The sequence below is a fragment of the Ruminococcus sp. AF31-8BH genome, from assembly GCF_003460605.1.
Classification (GTDB): domain Bacteria; phylum Bacillota; class Clostridia; order Lachnospirales; family Lachnospiraceae; genus Blautia_A; species Blautia_A acetigignens.
In genome coordinates this window covers 19183-35654 of sequence record NZ_QTVN01000018.1, presented here as the reverse complement: position 1 = coordinate 35654, position 16472 = coordinate 19183, and the positions used below count along the sequence as shown (strand labels likewise).

15 protein-coding genes and 2 pseudogenes are annotated in these 16472 nt (G+C 42.9%); all 17 read right to left on the bottom strand.

Features of this window, described 5'->3' with window-relative positions; all coding sequences use genetic code 11:
* Window positions 1-105: 105 nt before the first annotated feature.
* Window positions 106-1614: a DNA (cytosine-5-)-methyltransferase gene (gene dcm, locus DWZ38_RS18360; RefSeq protein ID WP_243000374.1), complete on the bottom strand. Its 1509-nt coding sequence runs from the start codon at window positions 1612-1614 to the stop codon at window positions 106-108.
* A gap of 264 nt (window positions 1615-1878) precedes the next feature.
* Window positions 1879-2103, bottom strand: coding sequence for a hypothetical protein (locus DWZ38_RS18355; RefSeq protein ID WP_025577443.1), 225 nt, complete (start codon window positions 2101-2103; stop codon window positions 1879-1881).
* A gap of 12 nt (window positions 2104-2115) precedes the next feature.
* A complete protein-coding gene (locus DWZ38_RS18350) occupies window positions 2116-3177 on the bottom strand; it encodes a DUF3991 domain-containing protein (protein ID WP_178105375.1) in 1062 nt (353 codons plus the stop codon).
* Entirely contained in the window at window positions 3158-4213 is a 1056-nt protein-coding gene (locus DWZ38_RS18345) for a hypothetical protein (RefSeq protein ID WP_243000380.1), read from the bottom strand. Before DWZ38_RS18345 ends, DWZ38_RS18350 begins: the two co-directional genes overlap by 20 nt.
* Before the next feature lie 65 nt (window positions 4214-4278).
* Window positions 4279-4587: a hypothetical protein gene (locus DWZ38_RS18340; protein ID WP_116441961.1), complete on the bottom strand. Its 309-nt coding sequence runs from the start codon at window positions 4585-4587 to the stop codon at window positions 4279-4281.
* 76 nt (window positions 4588-4663) lie between these two features.
* Complete coding sequence (locus DWZ38_RS18335) at window positions 4664-10102, bottom strand: SpaA isopeptide-forming pilin-related protein (RefSeq protein WP_178105374.1); 5439 nt, start codon at window positions 10100-10102, stop codon at window positions 4664-4666.
* Between the two features lie 130 nt (window positions 10103-10232).
* Window positions 10233-10385 carry a hypothetical protein gene (locus DWZ38_RS22350; RefSeq protein ID WP_155512673.1) on the bottom strand — a complete coding sequence of 51 codons (153 nt, stop codon included), beginning with the start codon at window positions 10383-10385 and terminating at the stop codon, window positions 10233-10235.
* Between the two features lie 13 nt (window positions 10386-10398).
* Window positions 10399-10815: a hypothetical protein gene (locus DWZ38_RS18330; protein WP_117688060.1), complete on the bottom strand. Its 417-nt coding sequence runs from the start codon at window positions 10813-10815 to the stop codon at window positions 10399-10401.
* A gap of 16 nt (window positions 10816-10831) precedes the next feature.
* Entirely contained in the window at window positions 10832-11758 is a 927-nt protein-coding gene (locus tag DWZ38_RS18325; protein WP_117688059.1) for a ParM/StbA family protein, read from the bottom strand.
* A 33-nt stretch (window positions 11759-11791) separates the two neighbouring features.
* Window positions 11792-12334 (bottom strand): hypothetical protein, encoded by a 543-nt coding sequence (locus DWZ38_RS18320; RefSeq protein ID WP_117689839.1) that lies wholly within the window; start codon window positions 12332-12334, stop codon window positions 11792-11794.
* Window positions 12331-12507 (bottom strand): annotated as a pseudogene (locus DWZ38_RS18315) (helix-turn-helix transcriptional regulator); the annotation flags it as partial. The gene DWZ38_RS18320 and the pseudogene DWZ38_RS18315, both read right to left, overlap by 4 nt.
* Before the next feature lie 33 nt (window positions 12508-12540).
* The gene (locus DWZ38_RS18310; protein ID WP_055056112.1) at window positions 12541-13656 is read right to left on the bottom strand and encodes a DUF6017 domain-containing protein; all 1116 of its coding nucleotides are present in this window, start codon (window positions 13654-13656) and stop codon (window positions 12541-12543) included.
* A 4-nt stretch (window positions 13657-13660) separates the two neighbouring features.
* The gene (locus DWZ38_RS22345; RefSeq protein ID WP_155512674.1) at window positions 13661-13798 is read right to left on the bottom strand and encodes a hypothetical protein; all 138 of its coding nucleotides are present in this window, start codon (window positions 13796-13798) and stop codon (window positions 13661-13663) included.
* A gap of 326 nt (window positions 13799-14124) precedes the next feature.
* A pseudogene (locus DWZ38_RS18305) lies at window positions 14125-14259 on the bottom strand (ABC transporter ATP-binding protein); the annotation flags it as partial.
* Window positions 14260-14402: 143 nt separating this feature from the next.
* On the bottom strand, window positions 14403-15437 hold the full coding sequence (locus tag DWZ38_RS18300; RefSeq protein ID WP_117854494.1) for a HAMP domain-containing sensor histidine kinase: 1035 nt from the start codon (window positions 15435-15437) through the stop codon (window positions 14403-14405).
* On the bottom strand, window positions 15434-16117 hold the full coding sequence (locus tag DWZ38_RS18295; RefSeq protein WP_117854491.1) for a response regulator transcription factor: 684 nt from the start codon (window positions 16115-16117) through the stop codon (window positions 15434-15436). Before DWZ38_RS18295 ends, DWZ38_RS18300 begins: the two co-directional genes overlap by 4 nt.
* A gap of 60 nt (window positions 16118-16177) precedes the next feature.
* The gene (locus DWZ38_RS18290) at window positions 16178-16354 is read right to left on the bottom strand and encodes a helix-turn-helix domain-containing protein (protein ID WP_117854488.1); all 177 of its coding nucleotides are present in this window, start codon (window positions 16352-16354) and stop codon (window positions 16178-16180) included.
* Between the last annotated feature and the right edge of the window lie 118 nt (window positions 16355-16472).

Here is a 16472-nt window from a genome sequence, read left to right as displayed (position 1 = left end):
ACAGACTCCTTGCAGGCTGCTTCTTCTTCCGCAATTTCTCTCTTTCCAACAAGTATGGGAAGACTCTCTATGGACCATTTGCCGCTTTGGGTTTCTCTTATGAAATTATTGGTTTACCTGTTCTTCCAAACGCTCCAATGCCTTTTCAAAAGCTCCAATCCCACTGAAAAAGGAAGAAAGCCGGATATCCTCAAACAGATATGGCATGGCTTTGTATAGTTCCAGAAAAATATAGTACAGCACATCAACAACAATGGAATTTCCTGCCTGTTTGTAAAGCTGGCTTTTGCTTATACCTGTTTCTTTTGCTTTCCAAAAATCCGCATCGGAAAAGCCCATAAGCCGGAAGCATTCTAAAGGTGTCAGCCTCCGGATACGGAACAAAGACTCTAAGCGGTGTATTCCATTTGATGTCGTAAGCGTAGGGCAGAGTTCCCCATGCTCCTGTACCCTTCCCCGTTTTTCCACAGACGGATAACTAAGATTTACAACACCATTTTCCAAACATTCCTCATAACCTTTCTGTGTCTTTTGACGTACCAGAATGATATTATCTTTTTGCACAGAAGTAAGGGTATGGCAGACTTCTTTTTCTCCCAGTTCCAAAGTCTGCACAATCCGGCCTTCCCGATCATACCTGCCCCGGATTGCTCCTGGATATTTTTCTACAATCTTTGGCTGGTCATGCCCTGCTAAAACCGCACCGCTGCTTCCTAAAGGGGAATAAATAACCCCGCTTGAACCATAGCCGGTATGAATATCTCCCACTTGAAGAATTTTGGGCTGCTGTCCGCCACCACCACAGGCAGTTACCGTAGGGCAGCACCCGTCTGGCAGATAAACCCGTCCAGTCTGTTCAAACACCCCTTTGATATTTCCGGCCCGTTTTACCCGGTTTTCCCGAAAAGCCTTCAGGCTTTTTTCGTCCGGCTCAAACAAAAGCGCTTTTCTCTCTTTCATATCTTCAATCAAGCGGCGTACTTTTTCCTGGGATAAGTAGTATTTTTCCTCTACCGTATCCTCCAGAATATCCATAAGGCACTGGAAGGACTCCAGCGGTTCCGGAAACTGGAATGTTCCATTATCCATTTCCTTCTGTATCAAAATCAGATATACCCGTTCCCTGTTCTGTGGTATTCCATAATGCTTTGCATTAAGAACACTCCAATAGGTGTGGTATCCGTATTCATGCAGTTCTTCTTCAAACAACCGGAATGTGGTATCCCGGAATTTTTTTCCTACAATATTTTTTACATTTTCATAAATTCCCCATACTGGTTTGACACCCCGTATCATACGGAGCCACTCCACCAGAAGGGAAGAACGTGTTTTATCAATATCATGGGAACCACACATGCCGCAGGCGTCCCTTTTGGAATAATGTACCTGCAGAGGGTTATACTCATACCCGCAGCTTCGGCATTTCCAAACTGCGCCTGCCTGCTTGCCTGCCAGGGAAAAATCCTGACAGGGGCTTCCGCCACAGATCATGTTAAACGGTTCAATCTCCCTTTCGTCCACTTTTGTAATATCTCCCAGATTCAATGTTTCACTTGTACCATGAATCGCACAATAACTCTTTGCTGCATATTTATCAAACTCACAAAAATTCACCAAACTATATTTCATTCCTCATATTTCATGAGGTGTAGCTACACATTTTACCTAGGATTACTCACTTATTTCCTCCTGTCTCCTAAATTTTTTATAGTCTTCATGAGAAATCCACAGCTACAAACGAAATATCCATCTGGCATTACCTTACAATCATAGAATCACCCCTTCCCGTATCCAGAGTTTATCCTTCTGTCAAAAATTCTGTTGGTCTGCACCACCTCCTTTCCTAACACTCCCACTTTCGGATTGGTTATTTCTTTCTCACCGCTCTTCTTTCCTGATGTTTGCCAGCACCCTGGACACATACGCCTGCTTGGGTATCCCCATGCGGTATCCCTGCCGCTCATAGCTCTCTTCGATAAACGCAACCCGTACACGTCCATGCAGTTTCCTCTTTCCTATCCACTGCACTACTTTTTCCATCTCCGCTTCGCATTCGTCGATCTCCCATTTTTTGAAACATTCCTCATCATAGCTATTTTCCAAAAGAATACCCTCCTATCTTGCCTGTGCTATCTGGTATGGTACTATGTTCCTGTGTCCTACCATTTTTTCTATCTTTTGTATGTTTGTCCCTTTTGTTTCAGTAAAAAGCGACCTTTCCTTTTCTACCAGGCTGGAAAGCTCTTGGTTTTCCTTTTTATACTGCAAAAAAGCATTATAGTCTTTTCCCATAGGTGGAAGACGTACAAAAACCTCATACTCCATAAGGGTATATTTTCTTGCCAATTTTTTTGCCGCTTGTCTTCCCGGCAGGTCATTATCCAAACAGAACTGTATCTTCCTGATATGAGGATAATCTTTTAAGAACTTTTCCAAAGGACCATCGGAAAGCATTCCAAGTACCAGGATATTGTTCTGATAATCTTCCCGCAGTTCCATATCGGACATGGCATCAATGGCCGCCTCATATACATAGAGCGTATCACTGTTTTGGTCTACCAGATTAACCCCATAAGTTTTGTCATTCCCCGTAACATCTCCTTTAAAGGGTTTTCCATATTTATCCAGGGTTCCCCTCTGGCTGGCAAAACGTGGGATACCTTCCGTATCTTTTCCCACAAAAACCAGGTTATGGTACGTTCCGCTCTCATACAAAATCCCCTTTTTTACCCAAAAATCAATCATCTGCTTTGACAGCTTCCGCTGTTTTATCAGATAGCCATATAACCGGCGGCTGGTTTCTGATTTTGAAGGAAGTACAAAAGGGTCTTTCGGTATGTCTTTTCTCTGTTTTGTTTCTTCTATTTTTTCAGTCTGTCTTTCCGGTTGAAATTTTTGCATGGTTTCAGTACGGATATATCCGGCAAACTCCAGCAGATATTTGACTGCCTCCACAAAATCCATGTTTCTGAAATATTCCAGAAAGTCAATGGTGCTGCCACCTACCCCCTGGCTAAACCGGCACCAAGAAGACCGGTTGAAGATCATCACAGAGTCCATACCCACTGCCTGATAGAACCTGCCTTTCCTTTTCAATGGAATCCCTATCTGCTCCGCCAAATCCACTAAATCCACTGCCTTTGCAATCTGAATTTCTTCAGCCGTAAATTTTCCCATACTGCACCTCTTCATATTTCATATCCAGATAATGTGCCATTTCCGGGTGCAGAGCTTCAAAAGCAGTCAGGTAGCGGAAACAGGAACTATACTCTCCCTGTCCGGTACAAAATTCCCGCAGGCTCTTTTTTGAATACTGGGCGGGCTGATTGCACCAACGACTTAGGTTGATATACATTCCCTTATAAATTTCCGGTGCCCGTTCCCATGCGGCATAGCGCATCAAATAAGTCAGACACTTATACCGCATCAAAATCTCAATCCGTATGAAAACGTCCCGAATATCCTTTGCCCAAAAATCTGCTTTCCAGGTCCCTTCCCAGTCATAGCCGCACAGTACATACAGCTTAATTTTCTGATAAGGAACTGGGATCACTTCCCGCAAAAGTTCCAATTTTCTTACAATAAGTTCCTGATCTTTGATATGGTCAAAGGCAAAAATCATACCGTTATCCAATTTTCCAGATGCCAGAAGTTCCATCTGCCTTTTCTGCATAATCCTCAGATCCAGCCCCTGCCGGAATTGAAACCGCCTGCCTGTTTCCAGGACACTGGAAAAGATTTTTTCCCACCCTGCACAGGCAAAAAAGTTATCGTCCAAAAAGCATAACTTCTTTCTGGACGGGTCATAAAATTCTTCCAATGGGCTTGCTGGTGCTGCACCGGTGCTGTTTTTGTTTACACAGAAACTGCACTTCCGAAAACACCCCCTGGTGAGGAAACCAATGGAATACTCCGTATAAAATTGGAACTCTTTCTTCTTTTTCTCTCCTTCGCTATGTTCTTTTACCATCTGGTCATACAAATGATAGTCCGGTGTATGGTGTTCAATCGCTTCTGGAAGTACCGGTGCTTTATCGTAAAAAAATCCAGTCCCTCCATAAACGGTTGTTTCCCTCGTCAAAATATGTTCCGGCACAAAGGTATCCGTAAACACTTTTGATACATAGAGCCAGTCATATTCCCCTGCCTGGCTATAATCCAAAAGAAGCTCTGTTTCAAATCCCTGCTCCTTCCAATAAGCGGAAAGTTTCATACATGCCAAGTTAGGAAACCGGTGTCTTTTCCGGTATAAAAGATCTGCATCTATAATCCCTATCCTCAACGCCTGCTCCTTTCCATACGGGTAGTTCCGGTTTTCTTCTCCCCTTTGACTGCCTCTTTTCTTTCTTCCTTTTCCTTGCATTCTGCCGGGCAATATGATTTTCCATTTGCTTCCATGATTTCTGCAAATTCACAAATATGGAACACCCTTGCCCCTACCTGTGTGTGGTATTCATCAATATAGGTACAAACCCGTTCTTCCCTTTTTCCATCTGGATATACAATCTCTATGGAGTCCCCGTCTGCTATGCTGAACAGGGTATGATAATGGCTGTCAATAAACCGTATTCTTTTTTTCTCTTCCATGCTTCTCACCTCATATTGCCAAAGAAAGGACAGCCGCAGCCGCCCTTTCCCAAGTTTAAAAACTGATTTTTATTTTCTATGCCTTTTTATGTCTTTTTCTGTAATAAAGTAGGCCTGCTACCATACCTGCACTTACACCAAGAGCCAGCAAAGGCAGGAACCAGTTTGTATCATCACCCGTTTTTGGTCCTGGTTTTACGGTACCTGGTGTTTCTGGTATTTTTTTATTCTGGATCTCTTTTACCACTTCAATGACTGGTGTTTTATCATTCTGATAGGTAAATACGATTTCCCACTCTTCTTCCGTCTTCTCATATCCCTTTAAGGTGGCAGTTTCTTTCAGCACATAGGTGATCGGTTCTTTGAAAACACCATTTTCATAAGTTCCAATTGGAAGTAGTTCTGAAACTGCTTTTCCATCTTTTCCAGTCTTCAAACGTCCTACTTCTTTTCCGGTTTCCTTTTCCAGCAGAACAAATTCTACTCCCTCTAAAGCTGCTTTACTGTCTGTATCCGTTTTTACGATAACCAGTTGTCCCATAGCACGCTCATCTTCCATCTTCACTTTCTGAATTTCTCCCGTTTCTTCTACTGTAAACTCCACGTCATTGGCCACAATATATCCGTCAACTGCCGCCTCTTCGTGCAGGGTATAAGTGCCTACCGGAAGATACTCAATCAGGTGTTCTTCTCCTGTGGTCCAGGACTCTACCACTTCCCCGTCCTGATCCAGGATCTGCAGCTTCGCCCCTTCAATCTCCTTACCATCTGTAATATCTGTTTTAGAGATAGAAACCTTTGTATGGTCGTCCTCCATTTTCACTTTTTGTACGTCCCCTGTTTCTTCCACAACAAATTTCACATCTTCTGCCCGGACATATCCCTGTTCCGTAGGCGCCTGCTCTTCATGCAGTATATATTCCCCTGGTGCCAGTGCGTAGACTACATGAGCTTCTTTTTTTGACACCCACTCTTCTACCACTTTTCCTTCCTGATCCAGGATCTGCATTTTGGCCCCTTCAATTTCCTGTCCACCGGTTAAATCTACTTTCGTAAACTCCGTAATAGTAGGCTGATTAGAAATTTCTTCTGAAAAAGCGAGCAGTTCAAGGGTCTGGTCTGTATAAGACGCATCAAAGGAACACACCTCATCATTTGGCAGGTATCCCGGCTTATGCTCTACTTCCTGAATATAGTATTTTCCATGAGGAAGATCTGCCTGAAATACCAGCTTGCCCTCTTCATCTGTTGTTCCCAGTTCAATCAAGGCATCTTTTTCTACAACTACTTCCCCGGCAGCATTTTTGATATCCTCCTGCGCATACAACCCGAATACCACTCCTTCCAGCGGTTTTCCGGTTTCTGCGTCTTTCTTCAGAAGACTCAGGGAAACTTTCTGTCGCTGATTGGTAAGTTCCATTGTTACATAATCCACTGCTACTTCCTGTCCCTTATATGCAATTTCAAATTCTTTTGCTTCCGGGTCAAGCACACAGTTCTGACCTGCCTTTTCTTCCACTACATAGTATTTTCCGATAGGAAGATTATTCAGGACTGCCTTTCCTTCTTTATCTGTTACCATACGGGCTACCAGGGCATCTTTTTCATATTTTACAATGCGGTTTCCTGCTTCGTCTTTCTGTCCGTCCGGGGTATAAATGGTTTTCTTTGCATGAATGGCAAATTCTGCACCTTCCATATTCCCTTCTTCATAGTCAAATTTATAACCTTTCTCTTTTTCCATGACTTCTTCCCCGGTGAAGAAACTGCTTACCTGATTTACGAAACCTACTACACCGTTTTTCATCTTCGTCAGGATCTTTTCTTCTACTTTAGAAGCACCAGAAAGTTTTTCTCCCTTTTTATGGATTGTAAGGCTTCCTACTGCTTCATCATTATACTGTTCAATGACAACAATAAATTTACCGGTTTCCTCTTCTACCTGGTGTACAGTATCAGAATTTACGGTAATAGTGATCGGCGCTTTCTTTGCCTCCTGGTATGTGCCTCCGTCTGCAACTTCATTCAGTGGAACTTCCTTTCCGTCTTTTAAGAGGGCATTTTCAAATCCTACCTGTACATAATTTTCCGGCGCTTCCACTTCTTCAATCCGGTAAGTGCCACATTTTAACTGCTCCGGTGTAATCAGGTATCCCTCTTCGTTGGTCCTGAACACAGATACCACTTCTTTTTTCGGATATCTTACGATCATTTCCACATATTTTTCTGCTTCCACATCATAAATCTTATAAGCTGCACTGTTATCCAGCACCGGCTTCTGCGTCTGGGCATCTTTTTTCACAATCTTGAAGTAATACTGCAAAGGACGGTCATCAAACACACGCCATACCTGGGGTTCCCGGCTGTCTTCTGAAATCTGTACGATAAATGGACGAATCCCTTTTAAATTTTCCGGAACTGTAGACTCAAACACCACATAGGTTCCATAAGGAAGTTCTGGACTCTTTAAATATCCTTTCTTATCTGTAAACAGCTCTGGTACCGTAATCTTTTTACCATTCTCCCAATAAGAAGCGGTTTCGTCTTTGCTGTAATCATAGGTGATAAAATCTTCCGGGGTATAATAAGAACCATTTCCCGGCTTCAAACTTCCATCTTTTACACCAGACAGCTCACTGATGAGGAATACCTTAAATCCAGCTCCTTCTACCAGTTCTGTTTCTGTCTGCTCCCCGTCTTCTGAGATCTTGATAAGCTGAAAGGCCTGTTTCTTTACAGTTTCCTTTACAGTTACTTCCCGGTGTACAATCTGTACCTCCTGTCCTTCATACGAAACCTCTACGGGATACTCTGTTTCATCTAACAGATACCCTTCTGCCGGCTCTATTTCTTTCACGAAATAATTTCCAAGATACAGGTTTTTGAAATCTACAGTTCCTTCACTGGAAATCGTACCCTGCGCTACAAGTTCCCCTTTTTTATGGACAATCCCATCTTTCTTATTGGGGTGTTCAATATCTTCTGCAGCATATAATCCGTATTTTGCCCCTACTAAGGTTGCGTCACCCTGGGAAATAAATCCCTGGGAATCCTGATCAATCTTACTTACATGAACTTCTCCCCGTACTTCCTCATTTTTAAAATCATGAGAAAAAGTATATGTGTAGGTGCTGTCGTCTTTATATTCATAGAAGAAACGATACACCTCATCTGTCATATAATACTTATCCGGTGCCTGGATTTCTTTTACGCTGTAATGGAAATTCAAAGGAATATCCGCATGGAACACAGCCATTCCTTCCCTGTCGGAAACAGCACGTTCCACCAGGCTTCCCTTTTCTACAAGAACCTTTCCGTCTGCCGCTGTCAGGTCTTCTTCTGCATACAATCCAAACGTCGCACCCTCCAGGGTAACGTCATCATGTTTCGATTTTTTCACTACATTTACGGAAATCTCCGGTCTTGCATTGGTAAAAGTGGTTTCCCCCTGGGATAACTCTACATTCTGTCCTGCATAGGACAAGGTTACAAACTGGGTACGTTCCTGTTCTGTTTTTCCAATCACCAGATTTTCCGGTGCTTTCTGTTCTACAACCTTATATTTTCCAAGATACAATTCTTTGGAAACAGCACTTCCATCTTCCCCGGTTGTCAGACTTTCTACCAGATCCCCTGCTTTATGCACCTTCGTCACTTTATCCTGGCTGTAAATATCCTCTGCCGCATAAATGTTATATTCTGCCCCTGCAAAGTCCGCATTTCCATATACAAAAGTCAGGTTCCCCTCTTCTCCGGTTACTCCAGTCAGAACCTCACCTTTTTTACGGATTGTGATTTTTCCTTTCTGTTCCTCATTCGTCACTGCAACAGAAGTTGTTTTTCCTGTTTCCAGCTTCACATTAAAAGACTCTGTATTCAGCTTATATCCTTCTGGAACAGAAATTTCTTTTAAATATACCGTATCCTGGGTTTTCGGAAGCTCCACCTCAGAAGTACCGTTGCTGTCTGTGGCCGGCATCTGCACAAGAAGATTTTTACATGCACTGTCTGAATAAATACCAAAAACAGCGCCGGACAGATTTACTTTACTGTTCTTATCTTTTTTTGTTACCTTTACCCTTGCCAGGTCCAGCCACTTCACCGTAAATTCCACAGAAGCACTTTCTTCTTCAAAAAATGCCCCATACCCAATGTCCTGGGAACCAGAACCCGTAGACAATACTAAGGTCTTCCACTGGGTTCCCATTTGTCCTTTCAGCTTACCGCTGTTCCATGTACCCGTTACAGTTTTGGGAGCGCTGAAATAGAATGTGGTATTCCCATTGATCTTTACGGTTCCTGTCTGTTTTGTACTTCCACTGTGATAAGTCACATTCTCTGGCATTTTTAAAGTAATATAGTTTCTATGGTCACCTTTTAAAGTAAACTCCCCGGTACGCTGTTCCTTTCCACTTTCATAAGCCTTTGCTTCCTTTGGGGACAACGTGATTGCTGCTGTCGGAGGTGCTTCCAGGCTGTAAATATGCTGGATATATCCCCACACACCGCTTGCCTTAATATCTTCAAAGGTACAGCCATAAAAACCGTCCATGCCACAATAAGAATAAGCGGCAGCTAAATGCGTAAAAATATACTTTGTCTTCCAGTCAAAAGAGGGCATATACTCCCCGGTAATGTCCCCAGGACCGCCATATCCATAATAAAGGACTTTCTGCAATTCCGGGTTGCTTTCAAATTCATTTGCTACATAATCCGAGGTCGGCGGGGAAGCCTTCATAGACTCCAGACAATATGCTACATGGCCATTTACAGTGAAATAGGAAGTAGAATAGTTCCCCACGTTAGAAGGGTATGGGATTTTTTCTCCCTGTACCAGATGTACATTGCTTCCTTTTTGCTGCTCCATTGCTGCCGGAACAACCGATAAGAACATTCCCTTATCCTCTTTTGGTGTCAGATCAATCAACTCTGCCCCTGCATCTGGCATTTCCGGTTCTTCCGTCAGTACCTCCGGTATCTCCGGGTCAGGGTCCGCCTCACCGTCCTCACCGGAGTCATCTTCGGTATGCTGGCTTACTTCTCCCTGGGGTTCCTGTGTGCTGTTTTCCCTTGCTTCTACCACAATTCTTCTCATAATCTGATAGGAAGGGCTTCCGCTTAACGGATCAACACAATAAAATGCCTGGTAAGAACCTGGGGTATTGAAATCAAAAGAATTGCCGGAGTCCCCTTCTGCTTTCAGAAACGTTACCTTTACTTTTTCATCATTTTTCTGAAAACCCCTGTAATCTGTTTCCAGGTCAAAGGGCTCTCCTGCTTTTATGGTAAGGTCCTCTGCATACACCAGTTCTTCTTCTGTCAGTTGCTCCTTTACCTCTTCCAACTCCGGTAATGTTTCCGAAGCAGCCTCCTCCTGTTTTACTTCCTGTATCTGTGCATGTTCCTCAGACTGTTCAGAAGCCAGTGCGGTGATCCCTGTATTGAGTAACGTAGAACAACTAAGAAGAAGTGCCAGCGTCCCAGCCAGCAGCCTTTTCTTTTTTCCTTTCATCATAGCTTTGCTCCTTTTCATTTTTTCGTCAAAAAAAGCAGGCCACACAAGCCTGCTTTCCATTTTCTATCTTCTTTTTTCTATCATTTGTATACGGTCTGTCCCGTATCCAATGCACCTGTCAATCCCCTTTCTATTCCCTGCTCCCTGCATGGAACACTGCCAAAACAAGCTGCAGAACCAGCAGAAACAAACATATTACCAGTTTCCCTGTCAGATACAGCAGTTTCCCCACTGCAATGAAAATCCCTTTTACAACTTCCCATACACTTCTTCCTACTGCCATATCTTTTTCCTCCTTATTCTTCAAATGCCCCATAAAATTCCGCAAACCGTAAATCTTTTTCCATACAGGCTTCTTCCTTTTCCCTGTCCTCTGCTATCGCTCCACCGTCAGAAAGTTCTCCCTGAACTGCCTTTTCCAGCACACCTAGCTTCTCAAAGGCTTCTTCCTGTGCCATTGAAACCGCTTCTTTTACGATTTTACAAAATTGTTCTTTCTGGTTCTCCAGAAGGGTATTTAATAGTTTCATCTGCTGTACTTCTTCTTCCTGCTGTAGATACTTGGCAAAATAAACGATTGCTTCTGCTATAAAGTCGTCTTTTGTCTTGAAAATATCTTTGTTATACTCCTTCAGATACCGATAAGCCTGATGATGTACCGGTCTGCTTTTATACAGCCGCAGTGAAGTTGTATATACTTTTTCCGTATCCATAAGTTTTCACTTCCTATCATGCTGTCCGCATTTTCCTCTGTTTTGCCCGGATAATACTTTTCACTGCTTCTTCACAGCCCCTTGCATTGGCATGTATATCTGTTACAAACTGTACATCTTTTCCCTCATTGGCTCCAAAATGCTCCACAATGGAAGAACCGCCGCCCATAAACACCATTTTGGTCAGATCCAGATTATAATGGTTTGCCTGTATGATACCATAAATTTCCTCTGCGTAGGACTTCAAACAGTTTTTTATGACGTCCTGATACTGCTTCGGGCAGTCATAGCTTCCTGTCCTCATAAATGCTTCTGTAATATATGCCGGTACCCCTGCCCCTGTTTTGGCAATGGCTTCCTCATTGACTTTTCCGATACAGTACAAAGCTGCCTTATCTGAAATCGAATACTTCCCGTCCGGCATTCCGTCAACAAACTCTACCAGGTCGGTAGTTCCTCCACCAATATCTACTAAAAGGCAGTAACCGGGAACCGCTTCTAAAAGCGTATGGATCACCACATGCCCCTGCATAAAAACAAACACATTTTCCAACGACACATGATAATGTACCCCTTCATAACGGAAATGCAGTTCCTTTGTCTTTAACAGATATTTCTTGAAACTTTCTTTCTGCTGCTGAAATCTTCTGGGCGGCAGGGCAGCTCCCATTTTTACGGAAGCGTCTGTCAATCCCCGGAAACGCATTTCCTGCGCCAGTGCTGCAAGGGTAAGAAGATAATAATTTTCATTCTCTGTCTTATCCACACACTCCTTTTCCGGCACTTTCCCTCCCACATAATAAAACTGGTTCTGGTATTCCAAAATGTGCTCCAGGCTGTCCGGCCTTGCCTGCAAAGGCTGGATTGCTGCTGAGAATACCGTATTTGCAGTTTTCATGTTACGGTTTCCATGATCAATTCCAATAATCATTTTAGTTTCCACGTTCTTATCCTCCTGAAAGTTATAGTTTGTATTTTATCTTGTTCTCTTTGGTTCTTGACCTGTTTCTTTCTTTTCTTTGTCTATCACAGGAAGTTTTTCAAACAGTTCCCCCATCACAGCTTCCATTTCCTGAAACTTCATTTCATCTGGCATACACAGAAAAACAATCACTGCATCAGTCAGACGTTCCCCATTCTCTTTCCGGTAAAGTTCCGTATAGGAACCCCAACAACCGTCCTCACCCGCATAAAACTTTTTTGTCTTCTCATTTACTTTTATGAGGTATTCCTCGGTATCAACAAAAATTTTCCGAATGGATACTTTTTGTAGGTCGTATTTCATGCTGTCCATATAAACCGGAAGGTGTTCCTCTGGTGCAAAATAGACATACATTGTGCAATAGGTATCTCCCTCCGTCCCCATCTCCTGTAAGACAATCCCGGCTTCAAACATTTCCGGTGGAGCATAATCTACTACAAAATCCGAATCCTTACCCTGTGGAGATTTTTCAAAACGCCCTGAATCTCCAACCAGAAAATGTTTGGGGCACTGAATACGAAACCTTTCTTCCCTCATTCTGTATATTCCTCCATAATCTCACTAATATCTTTTTGAAATAACCGCTGAAGTCGGACAACTACATAGACATTGGGCTTTTGCTGTCCGTATTCAATCCTCTGATACGTCCGAAGACTGATACCCAAGACAGCCGCAAGTTCTATCTGTGTATATCCATGAGCTGTCCTGAATTTTCTTAATTTTGTTACTTTCTATCACGCTCCTTACGTCTGAGGGATAGCTTCCTGATAAGCAAACAGATTGGATATATAGCTGTTTGCTGTCAATGTGGCATTGTATAAAGCGGTAAGCAGCACTGCCCGGATATTATTGGCTTTCCTTGTACACTGCTTAATTGAGTCTATCACATACTCTACGGTAAACTTATCCAGCTTTTTATACATTCCCTGTACAATGCCAAGAGGTCGTTCTTCCTGATTTACCCTTATGGTCTTTGCATTGGACGTCAAAACATCTACTGCAAGCCCTACAATCTCATTGAGCAGTTTTCTGTCAAAAGGTCTGTCTATCCATATCGCATCATAATCAATCTGATCTTTGAACTGTTCTTCTGCTGCCTGATAGGATAAGATAGGATTATCTCTATACCCATTCCCTATTTCTGTTGTATTCTTTTGGGTACTTTCTGCTGTAGTCTTTGTAGTAATCTCTGTATTTGTCTGCCCGCTATCAGTCTGAGGTACCTCTTTGGGTATCCAGGGCTCTGTTTCCCTGTCGGGGTATGCTCCCTCTTTGAATGGTGACACCCTCTTCCTTTGGAAAGGGACAGCCCTCTCTTCTACAAAATGTATCTCTTCCTCTATGGCTGTATGGGAACTGATTTTCTCTGCTTTGGATTTCTCTCTTCTTTTTTCAAAGGAAACCGGATCTGCTCCTGTTTCTTCTGGATAAGTCAATTCTTTTAACCGGTCTACGATCAATTCCAGATACAGAACATTATTTACAACAATCCCATTCATGGAAATGGTTCTAAATACCCGTTTTACCACACCCAGCTTCTCTAAAAATACCACTGCATTTGTCGCTTCTTTTTTGGAAATCCCAAACTGTTCGCTGATCTGCTGGTAACTTCTCTGAAGAAGGTCTGACTTAAATTTCTTTCTTACCCCAATGACCTGTCCGGTTCCTTCATCTCTGATTTCTGTAGGCTTATACCAGTACACAATATCTGCCAGTATAATAATAGCTGTTAGATTTGGCTTTCCACTTTCTCTGATGATTGTCCGATACCACACCTGCGGAATGATATTTCCAGATATATTCAGTTTTGCATTTTCATCTACAATTTCATTTCCAGTGCTATAAATACCTCCATTCATACGTTTATTCCTCACTCCCCTGCTTCTTTTCTTTTTCAAATAAAGCACTTATTTCTTCATCTGCTCTTTTGCCTGCCACCAGACACGCATACAACGAAACGAGGAAAAAAATTATTCCAACAATCATAATCACCTTTATCATTGCTCTGTCCTCCCAAGAAAAAAAGGACTAAGCCAGCTAACAGAATCTTTTAACTAACCTAGTCCTTAACATATTTTTTTCAATATATTGTAACCGAATGGTTTTTCACAAACTTGACCGCCTGTGAGAATGGATATAATTTTGACAGGACCAGTAGCAATAGGTTTCTATCTTTAAGAGCCCCTGCCATTTGATTTTTACTATGAAAAATTCATTCCCGGTCTATGAATTTTCTACCTTTTATGGTATAATAGAAAAAAGACTAAATTGGCGTGAGCCCTTATTTTATAAGGAATCTGCTAACTTAGTCTTATTTTAACATAATCACCACTGCCGGAAGTACCAACGATGGCAACAAACTCTCCCTCCTCAATGGAGAGGGTTACGCCATCCAATGCTTTTGTGATGTTCGGCTCAGTGCCGTAATATTTTTTTAAATCTGTTGTCTGCAATATGCTCATATAGAACACCATCCTTTTTTTGTGATGGTTTTATCATAAAGACCGAACCTCACAGAAATGTCACGAGCTACAAAGAATTTATAAGAAATTCGGTTCCAAATGTCATAAGTCTGTGACATTTCAATTTTGAGGGAATGTCGGTACTACTTTCGGAGCAGGAAAACAGAAAAGGTTGAGCCTTGCCCAATCTCTGATGCCACCCGGATATAGCCTTCCTGCAAGGTCACGATCTCACGGGCCAGATACAGACCAATCCCAATCCCCTCCACATCATGTACCGCATCTTCCCGGTAAAATCGTTTGAAAATCGTCCCCTGATGCTGCTCCGAGATGCCGATGCCGGTGTCGGCAATGTTGATCTTTACATACATTTCCCAGCCTTCCACAGACACACGGATCTGTCCGCCTGCCGGGGTGTACTTCACTGCGTTATCCAGAATGTTGAACAGAGCTTCGCTTGTCCATTTTCTATCGTGTCGCGCATCCAGATGCTCTGGACATTCCACCTGTACATCTATTTGTTTCTTTTCAGCATTGAACAAAATCCAGCCCAGGGCTGTGGCAAGGGTATCATAAACCGGCTGCTGTTTTTGATCCAACGAAATGACTCCCGTTTCCAAGCGGGAAGTTTTAATCATGGCCTGCATGAGAAAGTCCAGCTTATCAAGCTGACTAGCCTGGGCTGTCAGAAATTCCTTTTGCTTCTGCGGAGGAACCTCGTTTTCAAGCAGCGTGTTGTTGATTATCTTCAAGTTGGCAATCGGGGTCTTGACTTGATGGGAAATATCAGAGATCAGCTCTTGCAGGTCAGCTCGTTCCTTTGCGATGTTGTTTTTATTTTCCTGCATGACTTCGTACAACCGCCCCAGTCGGTAGTTGATTTTATAAAATAGGCTTTCTTCCTCAATCGTCTGCTTCGGCTGCATAATATCCCCGGAGAGCATATCATCCATTTGACCACAAAAGGAATCGGAGAACATGACCAGTTTCCGACGGATCAGGGTCACAAAGCAGATGACGCAAAGCAACACAAAGACACTGAACAAGAACACATACCCGACAGCGGTTATATTCTCGGTCAGCAGATAAATAGCGGCAGAAACCACACCAACTGCCAGCAGCAAGAGTATTCCCAAAAGGATACAGGCTTTGTTGATGGAGAATTTTCGTATATTCATTTCAGCGTCCCTCCAATCCACATATAGCCCATGCCGTACACCGTCTTAATGTACTGGCGGCCTTCCGTTTCAATTTTGTTTCTCACCCGGCTGATGGCTGCGGTCAGGGCGTGTTCATCCACAAAGTTTCCATCGGCATCCCACAGTTTTTCAAGTAGCATCTGCCTAGTCAAAACAATCTGCGGATTTTTGGTCAGGATTTTCAACATCCGATATTCCAACGGAGTGAACACCAGCGGCTTACCGGACAGGGAAGCAGTCATCTCTGAGAAATTGATGGATAGTGCGCCATCCTCATAGCAATCTCCGCCACTCTGTTTCGCCAGCCACCCCAATACCACGGACAGCTTTTTTTGAAAGACGCTCATGGGAAAAGGCTTGGTCACATAGTCCTCAGCTCCCAGCTCATATCCTTTGAGCATATCACTCTCCATATCATTTGCGGTCAGGAAGATCACCGCTGTATCTGACCGGCGCTCTTTTACCTCACCGCAGAAATCAAAGCCATTCCCATCTGGCAGGTTTACATCCAGCACGATCAGGTCATAGTCCTGCTTAGTTAGAAAATTACTGGCTGCTGATTTTGTCAATGCAGAGTCCACGACATAGCCCGCAGCATCCAAGTTATAGCACAAGGTATTATTCAAAAGTCGGTCATCCTCGACTACTAAAATTCGCATTGTATCACACTCCTTCATTCTTAGTGTAGCATTCAAATGTCACAGAAACCTCACAAGAAACTATTTCTTGTTTCCTTTGTATCTCTTATCGAGTGGTTTTTGTGCTTCTCTTGGTATCAGCCAAACACCGGCCATTTTCACAGCGCCGGGGACACGCTCACCAGCACAATAATAATTTACCCTACGAGGTGCCACGCCCCACTTTTCGGCGGTCTCTTTCAATGTCATATAGTCCATTTCGCACCTCCAGTAATAAAATGTCAATAGTTTTTTAATCACTTTTTTCAAAAAGGCAAAAAAAATAGAACGTATAGATTATTTCCATACGCTCTATCTCACATTTCATATTAAATTT

What these genes read in the sequence shown, in the direction of transcription:
- DWZ38_RS18300 (WP_117854494.1), bottom strand. Translation starts at nt 15,437, where the DNA reads ATGAATATACGAAAATTCTCCATCAACAAAGCCTGTATCCTTTTGGGA.
- DWZ38_RS22350 (WP_155512673.1), bottom strand. Translation starts at nt 10,385, where the DNA reads ATGGCAGTAGGAAGAAGTGTATGGGAAGTTGTAAAAGGGATTTTCATT.
- DWZ38_RS18320 (WP_117689839.1), bottom strand. Translation starts at nt 12,334, where the DNA reads ATGAGGGAAGAAAGGTTTCGTATTCAGTGCCCCAAACATTTTCTGGTT.
- DWZ38_RS18295 (WP_117854491.1), bottom strand. Translation starts at nt 16,117, where the DNA reads ATGCGAATTTTAGTAGTCGAGGATGACCGACTTTTGAATAATACCTTG.
- DWZ38_RS18335 (WP_178105374.1), bottom strand. Translation starts at nt 10,102, where the DNA reads ATGATGAAAGGAAAAAAGAAAAGGCTGCTGGCTGGGACGCTGGCACTT.
- DWZ38_RS18330 (WP_117688060.1), bottom strand. Translation starts at nt 10,815, where the DNA reads ATGGATACGGAAAAAGTATATACAACTTCACTGCGGCTGTATAAAAGC.
- DWZ38_RS18340 (WP_116441961.1), bottom strand. Translation starts at nt 4,587, where the DNA reads ATGGAAGAGAAAAAAAGAATACGGTTTATTGACAGCCATTATCATACC.
- DWZ38_RS18310 (WP_055056112.1), bottom strand. Translation starts at nt 13,656, where the DNA reads ATGAATGGAGGTATTTATAGCACTGGAAATGAAATTGTAGATGAAAAT.
- DWZ38_RS18350 (WP_178105375.1), bottom strand. Translation starts at nt 3,177, where the DNA reads ATGGGAAAATTTACGGCTGAAGAAATTCAGATTGCAAAGGCAGTGGAT.
- DWZ38_RS18345 (WP_243000380.1), bottom strand. Translation starts at nt 4,213, where the DNA reads ATGAAACTTTCCGCTTATTGGAAGGAGCAGGGATTTGAAACAGAGCTT.
- DWZ38_RS22345 (WP_155512674.1), bottom strand. Translation starts at nt 13,798, where the DNA reads ATGATAAAGGTGATTATGATTGTTGGAATAATTTTTTTCCTCGTTTCG.
- DWZ38_RS18290 (WP_117854488.1), bottom strand. Translation starts at nt 16,354, where the DNA reads ATGGACTATATGACATTGAAAGAGACCGCCGAAAAGTGGGGCGTGGCA.